Below are 7,205 nucleotides of genomic sequence, written 5' to 3' on the forward strand. Positions count from 1 at the left end.
CCGGACGACCTGCAGTTCGAGCTGGTCGAGCCGCTGCGCGCGCTGTTCAAGGACGAGGTGCGCCGCGTCGGCACCGAGTTGGGCCTGCCGGAGACGATCTGCCTGCGTGCGCGGCGGTGGCTGGATCAGGTGGAACTGCTGGCCCCGGCGGCACTGTCGGCACGGCTGGACCGCCGCAGGCTCGATGTCGTGGTGGCCAATCTGGTCGGCAACGCGTTGCGGCACGGCGCACCGCCGGTCCGAGTGCGGGTGTCGGCGACCACCGAGCACCTGCGGATCGAGGTGACGGACAGCGGTCCTGGACTGCCGAAGAAGGTGCTACCGCACGTGTTCGACCGGTTTTACAAGGCCGACGCCGCCCGCGCCCGCACTCCCGGCAGCGGGCTGGGGCTCGCGATCGCGGTGGAGAACGCCAAGCTGCACGGCGGCGGCCTCACGGCCGAGAACCGGGTGGAGGGCGGTGCGCGGTTCGTCCTGTGGCTGCCGCGGAAGGAGGCCGAGCGCAGGTGAGGTGGATGTGCTTGACGGCAGTGCTGTTGCTTGCGGCGTGCGGGGTACGTCCGTCCGGAGTGGACGGTGGCGGCGAACCGCCGACCGGGATCGCGCCCGGCGTCACGCTCTACTTCGTGAACGCCGGCGGTGAGCTCCAGCCCCAGCTCCGCCGGACCGGCCGGCTCGGCACGGTCTCCGAGGCGCTGGCACTGTTGCTGACGGGACCGGGCGACTCCGGACTGAGGACCGAGATCGCACCGGCCACGACGACGCGGGTGGTGGTGACCAGCACCGAGCGGGTCATCCGCCTGATGCTGCCGCTGACCGTCGAAGACGTGACGCCCCTGGGCATCGGCCAGATCGTGTGCACCACGCTCGGTGTCCACGTGCAGAGCGGTGGTGCGCGGTCGATGAAGGTGCAGGTCCAGTTCACGCAACCCGCGGTGGAGTCGGCCGCGGACCGCACCTGTCCGCTGATCAGCCCAGCTGGGTGAGGTCGATCGCGATCGCTGCGACAAGGCTGCGACATGACCAGGGCACGGGTGCGACATTCCGGCAGCAGAGTCGGCGCCATGAGAAGCGTTCGAAAATGGCGCCCTGCGGCGTCTCTCGCTGTGATCGGTCTGATGGTGACGAGCGCCGGAGCAGCACTCTCGGAACCGGCCGGCACACCGTTCGACGTCGCCGCCTACGACCTGTCGATCGACCACGACCCGGTGGACGGCGTGTTGCGGGGCTCAGCGCTGATCACCGCCAGGGCGGCGGCTGATCTGGACGCGCTGACGCTCCACCTCAACGGGCCCGAGGTCAGTGCGGTCGCGATCGACGGCGTCGCGGCGCGGTCGTTCACCAGGAGCGGCCAGGACGATCTCGCCATCACACCGGCGAAGCGGATCAACCGCGGCGATCACTTCCGCGTCCGCGTCGACTACGCGGGCAAGCCCGGCGACGGGTGGATGCCGACGGACTCCGGTGGTGTCACCGCGTTCATGGGGGCGTCCAGCGCGTGGTTCCCGATCGGCGACGAACAGGACAGGGCGGAGTTCCGCCTGACCGCGACCGTCCCGCAGGGCTGGCACGTCGTCTCCGTCGGTCAGGAACAGCAGGCAGGTCAGGAACAGCAGGGCGGCCAGGAACAGCAGACTGGTCAGAACACCGTCCGCTGGACCGAGCGCGACGTCGCTCCCGCGCACATCGCCGTGTCCATCGACAAGTTCACCGTGGAGCGGTCGAAGCTGGCCGACGGCACCCCCGTGGTCAACGCCTACGCCCCAGGTCTGCGTGACAGGACCAAGCCGCTCGCGGACCGACTGCCGCAGATCATGGACTTTCTCGTCAGTCGCTACGGCGCGTACCCCTTCGACGCCGCCGGCAACGTGTTCGTCCACGTGAACGACTCCGGTCCGGGCACCTCGCCGCAAAGCCGTCCGGTGTACCTCGGCGCGCGCAGCACGTTCATGGACCTGTTGCAGGTCGTCCACGAGCAGGCGCACCAGTGGTACGGCGTCTCGGCTTCCGCCCGGCTGTCCGAGGACGCCTGCCTGGCGGAGTGCTTCGCCTCCCACAGCACCTGGATGTGGGAGGAGGCCAACGACGGTGCCGACCTCGACGCGCGCTACCGCGACCTGGTCAACGCCAAGAAGACCGACGCGGCCTACTGGCAGCAGCCTCTCTACCGGCCTGGCAGGACTCCGGGATTCGAGATCTACACCAGGGGTCCGCTGGCGCTGCACGCACTCCACCGGCAGATCGGCGACGAGTCGTTCGACCGGCTGCTCGTGGAATGGCCGCGGCGCAACCGCCACAGCTTCGTCTCCTGGCCGCAGTTCGAACAGCTGGCCGGGCAGATCAGCGGGCAGGACCTCTCCGGGTTCTTCCAGGCGTGGTTCCGCGGCACGACACTGCCCGCGGACCAGTACCTGTGGCCGGGCACGCTGAGGCGTGACCACTCGTCGCCTGCCGGCACGTCCGGCGGCGACGGTGGTTCCTCAACGGGAAGCGACTCAGCAGGTCTTGCGGACGTACCCGCTCGTTCCCGCCGGCACGACGAGCAGGTCGCGCTGCACGATGCTGATACGACCGCTCCACTCGGCACACGCCGCCGCGCGCCCGCTGTCGGTGTACTCGATGTCGAGCACGCGGTTGGCGAACGGTCCCGCGTAGTCGCCGCACTCCTCCCACTCACCGCACTCCTCGGTCACGGCGAAGTCGAGGCCGTTCGCGACCCGGTTGCCGGCGAGCTCGGGGGTGTTCTTCTGGCCGATGGCCAAGTTCTTGGAGTGCGCGTACGCGGACAACAGCTTGATGTACTCCTGAGCCTGCGCTGCGGTGAGCAGGCTCAGTGAGCGCGTGTAGCTGTCGTAGTTGTCCGGCTCGATCGCCTGGTAGCCCTTGCTCGCGCACTGGTCGATCCACGTGTTGACCTTCGCGGCCACGCGGGTGCGCTTGTCTGCGGTGCGAAGGTCCAGCAGCGTCTCGTTCCAGTCAGGGTCGACCACCTTGTTGCCGTTGGCGTCGCGCAGCAACAAGTCGCTCTGCCAGTCGCCGTCGTGACCCTCCTGAGCCTGGAAAGCGTTGATGTAACACACGTTGTACTTTCCACTGGCCGGTGACGCCGACACGTCGCGAATGACGATCTGGACGTTGGAGGCTGGTGTGTACGCACCACCGATCTGGTAGTCCAGCACGCCACGCAGCGGGGGCAACGTCACCGCCGCCGACGACGGACCGGAGGTGACCACCAGGCTGGTGGCCGCCACTGCCACTGCTGCGAGGAACGTGGAAAGACGCCTCATACGAACTCCGCTCGCTGTTCACACGGTGAAAACTGTTGATGTGCAACGAAGAAACCGGTCTCAAGTATGGATCACAGCTCAGCGGCGCCCGCCGCGTGCCGAGTAGGCGGCGATCCCGCTGACGAACAACACCGCCGCCGTCCACGTCGTGACCGAGTCGTCGGACGGACCGAGCGGCCACGTGACGATCCGCCAGGTCATCGACTGTCCCGGCGGCATCATCGCGCTCACCGCCCACCACAGCACCGGTGCGGCGGGAGCGAACCTGGCTCCGGCCACCGTCGCCGCCAGTCCGGCAAGACCGGCCATGCCTGCCGTGTCGCGCACGACGAACATCACGCCGAACGACTCGTGCCCGAGTTCCTGCACGAGCAGGACCGAGATCGCGGCCAGTGCGGTGGCGAGCAGCAGGTGTCCGAGCCGCCACAGCGGCCACGGCACGGCGGTGGAGGCCTCCAGTTCCGGGTCCTGGCCCGCGAGGCCGGCCGTGATCACCAGCACCGCGGCCAGTGACGTCAGCGACGCGCTCAGCGGCGTCCACGGTGAGTGCAGCGCCGACCATGCGATGAGCGCCACCACGGGCAGCACTGCAAGCCCGGCGGGGACTCCACGCGATCGCGCGTACAACGCGAACGGCCTCATCGTGGCGCCGTGAGAACGTCGAGCGTGCGTTCGGAGTCCTCGCACGCCAGCAACATCCGCCGCGCTTGTGCCACCCGGTTCAGTTGCTCCTGCGCGGACTGGGCGCGCAGCGTCTGCCAGGCCTCCTCGATCTCGCCTCGGATCCGGTCGTTGCCCCACATGAGGGACTCGGACGGGAGTGCGGCCAGGCCGCCGTTGAAGTAGCCGGCGGTGAGGTGGAGAACAGTGGACTCGGTGGTGTTGAACGTGTTCGGCCTGGAGCAGGTGGCGACGCCCGCGCCGGCGAGCAGTTCGAGTCGCAGCTGCTCCGGAGACATCACTTCCGCGAGGCTCTGCGACCTCAGGTACACGATCTTTTCGTTGCGTGGCGGCGCGGCGAGATGGGCCATCGCCGACGTGTCCTCGCGGACCTCGGTGGGCGGGTCGGGCAGCACCGCGAGCTTCGCCAGCACCTCCTTGCCGACCACGGCCACCGCGGGCAGGCTGTCCTCGTGCGCCCGGCTCAAGCACACCGCGCCGTCGCAGACCAGTTCGCCCGCGATCGAGTCGGTCACCAGCACGTCGGAGATCTTGTACGGCAGGATCGTCAGTGCGAGGGCGGCGGCCAGCCCGGCGGGAAGCAGCGACGCGAGACGTCCGCCGTGTGACCGCGACACCAACAGCAGGAACGCTGTCACCCCGAGGCCGGTGAACCACACGATCTGTCCGATGTCGACAGACGTGGAAGTCGTCACGAGGTCCGTGTTCGGTGGATCGAGGACCGGCGCCAGCAGGGCCAGCCGGGACACCTCGTCGTCGGGCGAGGTCACCTGCAGCTCCTGCCCAGCTGCCGTCGCCACCATGAACGTCGCGACCAGAGCCACCGGCACGGTCAGCGGATGCGGCAACAACCGTCCTATCGCGACACCCAGCAGGACGCTCGACGCCAGAGCGATCACCGCCGTAACCATCAGCGGCACGAACCCGATCGAGACGAAGCCGCCGCCGAACGCGACGACGGCCACCAGACCCGCACACAGCAGAACCGTGGCCACGGCGACGACACCCGCCACCGCCGACGCCAGCGTGCCCAGTCTGACCCAGCCCGGGCGGGAGGTGGAGGAGAACAGCTCGGTCACGCCGGACCGGCTGTCCCGCATGCCCTGGAGGACGGCGAGGCCGACCACGAGTGCCCACACGTACGCCAGTGGCAGGCGGAGCTCGAGCATCGCCGTGGTCGAGTTGCCCTTCCAGCTCGCGCCGGCCGACGTGAGCAGCAACAGCATTCCCGTGGTGGACACGAGCACGAGCAGACCCGCCCACAGCGCGGTCGAGCGCCGCAGTTCGATGCGCAGCCCGGTCACCACGCACCTCCCGCACTGGCGCTGATCAGCGCCGAGTAGCCGCGCTCGATCGGGCTGTCACCGACGTGGTCGTCGGTGCCCGCGGTGGCGAGATCGGCCGGAGTTCCTTGAAAGACAAGAGATCCCTCGGACACGAGTACCACGTCCGTGCACGCCGCGGCGACGTCTTCGACGAGGTGCGTGGAGATCAGCACGCAGGATCGCTGTCCCAGTTCGGTGACCAGTTCCCGGAATCGCAGCCGTTGTGCGGGATCGAGGCCCACGGTCGGTTCATCCAGCAGCAGGACCTCCGGGTCGTTGACGATCGCCTGAGCGATGCCCACGCGGCGGACCATGCCGCCGGACAACGACTTCATCCGGTCATCGGCGCGGTCGGTCAGCCCGACCCGTTCCAGCGCTCGGTTGACGGCGCCGGGGATCGCGGCCGGTGGCATCTCCTTCAACCAGGCCAGATATTCGACGAACTCCCGCACCTTGAACCGCTTGTAGAAGCCGAAGTGCTGCGGCAGATAGCCCAGCCGCCTGCGCACCGGCCTCAGCCTGCCGTTCGCCGGGGTGCCGAGCAGCGACAACGTTCCCGCGCTGGGTGCCTGCACCGTCGCCAGCGTGCGGATCAGCGTCGTCTTGCCCGCGCCGTTGGGGCCGAGCAGCCCGTGCACACCCCGGCTGAGTCGCAGGCTCAGCCCGTTCACCGCGTTGCGGCCGTTGCGTTTGCCGCCCACGCGCACGACCAGGCCGTCAGCCTCGATTCCGTGCATTCTGATCTCCTTGTGCCGCTTGCCGTTGACGTTCAGCAAGACGGCACCGTGGCTGCTTCGGTTCTCGAATTCCTATGACTGACAACACATTTCCTCACCAGGACCCTGGCCGGTTGGGGAGGGCGATCGCCGCGCTGTAGCCGCGTTCGATCGGGCTGTCACCCGCGTGCTCCGCCGTGCCTGCGGCGGCGAGCTGGGCAGGAGTGCCCTGGAAGACGAGTTTTCCCTGGGAGAGAAGGACGACGTCGGTGCACGCGGCGGCGACGTCCTCGACCAGGTGGGTGGAGACGACGACGCAGGCGTCGGTGCCGAGTTCGGTGAGCAGCTCGCGGAACCGCACTCGTTGAGCCGGATCGAGGCCCGCCGTCGGTTCGTCGAGCAGCAGGACCTCCGGGTCGTTGACGATCGCCTGCGCGATGCCGACGCGCCTGATCATGCCGCCGGACAACGTCTTGAGCTTGTCGTCGGCGCGGTCGGCGAGGCCCACCCGGTCGATGGCGCGCTGCACGGCCGAGGGGACGTCGCGATCCGGCATCTCCTTGAGCCACGCCACGTACGCGACGAACTCCCGGACGGTGAACCGGCGGTAGTGCCCGAACTCCTGCGGCAGGTACCCGACGCGGCGCCGCACGTCGCGCAGGTCCGTCCCGCCGAGCAGGACGAGGTTTCCCGAAGCAGGTCGCAGCACGGTGGCGAGCGTGCGGATGAGCGTCGTCTTGCCCGCGCCGTTGGGCCCGAGCAGCCCGTGCACGCCTCTGCCCATCATGAGGGTGACGCCGTCGACCGCCATCCGGCGGCCGGCCTTGATCCGCAGGTCACGCGCCTCGATCTCCCAGGCGTAGGTCGTCGGTGCGGTCATCGGTTCGCCTCCAAGCGCGTGAAAGCCATCCTGCGCACGGTGATCACCGCGAGACCCAGCACGAGCACACCGGCCCACAGGGGGGTCGCGGCCAGGTCGAGCAGCACGGGCGTGCGGCTGAACGCGATCGTCGGCGCGACGATCGCCACGGCCCACGCCGCGATGAGCGCGATCGCGGCACGGGTGATGCCGACCAACGCGCCGAGGGCGAGCGTTCCGGCGGTGAACGCGAGACAGGGCAGCAGCCACCGGGACAGCCCGACCCCGGTCAGCAGGCTCGCGGCCATCAGGCCCGGCGCCACCACCACGAGCCACG

At 69.1% G+C, this 7,205-nt stretch carries 7 protein-coding genes and 2 pseudogenes; 3 read left to right on the forward strand and 6 right to left on the reverse strand.

Features of this window, described 5'->3' with window-relative positions:
- From FXN61_RS45565 to FXN61_RS53815, 3 genes and pseudogenes are all read left to right on the forward strand, one after another.
- On the forward strand, window positions 1-510 hold a 510-nt coding region (locus tag FXN61_RS45565; protein WP_246293067.1), incomplete at its 5' end, for a sensor histidine kinase.
- Between the two features lie 20 nt (window positions 511-530).
- The gene (locus FXN61_RS45570; protein ID WP_312878503.1) at window positions 531-986 is read left to right on the forward strand and encodes a hypothetical protein; all 456 of its coding nucleotides are present in this window, start codon (window positions 531-533) and stop codon (window positions 984-986) included.
- A 963-nt stretch (window positions 987-1,949) separates the two neighbouring features.
- A pseudogene (locus FXN61_RS53815) lies at window positions 1,950-2,366 on the forward strand (M1 family aminopeptidase); the annotation flags it as partial.
- 129 nt (window positions 2,367-2,495) lie between these two features.
- On the opposite strand, the gene FXN61_RS45575 reads toward FXN61_RS53815, so the two are convergent.
- The 6 genes and pseudogenes from FXN61_RS45575 to FXN61_RS45600 all read right to left on the reverse strand — a co-directional run.
- Window positions 2,496-3,287 carry an endo alpha-1,4 polygalactosaminidase gene (locus tag FXN61_RS45575; RefSeq protein ID WP_167980043.1) on the reverse strand — a complete coding sequence of 264 codons (792 nt, stop codon included), beginning with the start codon at window positions 3,285-3,287 and terminating at the stop codon, window positions 2,496-2,498.
- Between the two features lie 78 nt (window positions 3,288-3,365).
- Window positions 3,366-3,929: a hypothetical protein gene (locus FXN61_RS45580; protein WP_167980044.1), complete on the reverse strand. Its 564-nt coding sequence runs from the start codon at window positions 3,927-3,929 to the stop codon at window positions 3,366-3,368.
- A complete protein-coding gene (locus tag FXN61_RS45585) occupies window positions 3,926-5,272 on the reverse strand; it encodes a YqiJ family protein (protein ID WP_167980045.1) in 1,347 nt (448 codons plus the stop codon). Before FXN61_RS45585 ends, FXN61_RS45580 begins: the two co-directional genes overlap by 4 nt.
- Complete coding sequence (locus FXN61_RS45590; RefSeq protein WP_167980047.1) at window positions 5,269-6,030, reverse strand: ABC transporter ATP-binding protein; 762 nt, start codon at window positions 6,028-6,030, stop codon at window positions 5,269-5,271. The genes FXN61_RS45585 and FXN61_RS45590 overlap by 4 nt, the downstream gene beginning before the upstream one ends.
- A 94-nt stretch (window positions 6,031-6,124) precedes the next feature.
- Window positions 6,125-6,889, reverse strand: coding sequence for an ABC transporter ATP-binding protein (locus tag FXN61_RS45595; protein WP_167980046.1), 765 nt, complete (start codon window positions 6,887-6,889; stop codon window positions 6,125-6,127).
- Window positions 6,886-7,205: pseudogene (locus FXN61_RS45600) on the reverse strand (zf-HC2 domain-containing protein); the annotation flags it as partial. The pseudogene FXN61_RS45600 and the gene FXN61_RS45595, both read right to left, overlap by 4 nt.

Origin of the sequence: Lentzea indica (genome assembly GCF_012184385.1) — a bacterium.
In the GTDB taxonomy this organism is placed as follows: Bacteria; Actinomycetota; Actinomycetes; order Mycobacteriales; family Pseudonocardiaceae; genus Lentzea; species Lentzea indica.